General features: G+C 51.7%; 1 protein-coding gene and 1 pseudogene. Both read right to left on the bottom strand.

Features of this window, described 5'->3' with window-relative positions:
• Window positions 1-65 (bottom strand): annotated as a pseudogene (locus HGP28_RS18905) (helix-turn-helix domain-containing protein); the annotation flags it as partial.
• A gap of 52 nt (window positions 66-117) precedes the next feature.
• A complete protein-coding gene (locus tag HGP28_RS18910; protein ID WP_001067855.1) occupies window positions 118-822 on the bottom strand; it encodes an IS6-like element IS26 family transposase in 705 nt (234 codons plus the stop codon).
• Window positions 823-960: the final 138 nt, after the last annotated feature.

Here is a 960-nt window from a genome sequence, read left to right on the forward strand (position 1 = left end):
TACTGATCCGTTCTCAAGTATTGATACAGGGTTTCGCGACTGATTCCGAATTCACGAGCCAGCTTGGCACTGTTGCAAAGTTAGCGATGAGGCAGCCTTTTGTCTTATTCAAAGGCCTTACATTTCAAAAACTCTGCTTACCAGGCGCATTTCGCCCAGGGGATCACCATAATAAAATGCTGAGGCCTGGCCTTTGCGTAGTGCACGCATCACCTCAATACCTTTGATGGTGGCGTAAGCCGTCTTCATGGATTTAAATCCCAGCGTGGCGCCGATTATCCGTTTCAGTTTGCCATGATCGCATTCAATCACGTTGTTCCGGTACTTAATCTGTCGGTGTTCAACGTCAGACGGGCACCGGCCTTCGCGTTTGAGCAGAGCAAGCGCGCGACCATAGGCGGGCGCTTTATCCGTGTTGATGAATCGCGGGATCTGCCACTTCTTCACGTTGTTGAGGATTTTACCCAGAAACCGGTATGCAGCTTTGCTGTTACGACGGGAGGAGAGATAAAAATCGACAGTGCGGCCCCGGCTGTCGACGGCCCGGTACAGATACGCCCAGCGGCCATTGACCTTCACGTAGGTTTCATCCATGTGCCACGGGCAAAGATCGGAAGGGTTACGCCAGTACCAGCGCAGCCGTTTTTCCATTTCAGGCGCATAACGCTGAACCCAGCGGTAAATCGTGGAGTGATCGACATTCACTCCGCGTTCAGCCAGCATCTCCTGCAGCTCACGGTAACTGATGCCGTATTTGCAGTACCAGCGTACGGCCCACAGAATGATGTCACGCTGAAAATGCCGGCCTTTGAATGGGTTCATGTGCAGCTCCATCAGCAAAAGGGGATGATAAGTTTATCACCACCGACTATTTGCAACAGTGCCTATAATACTACCCCATATGAGCAAGAGTATTTTCACGGAAAAGCTAGCAGCCAATTTCGGCCTCGCGGCCTTCCC

The sequence above is a fragment of the Vibrio agarilyticus genome, from assembly GCF_012641465.1.
In the GTDB taxonomy this organism is placed as follows: Bacteria; Pseudomonadota; Gammaproteobacteria; order Enterobacterales; family Vibrionaceae; genus Vibrio; species Vibrio agarilyticus.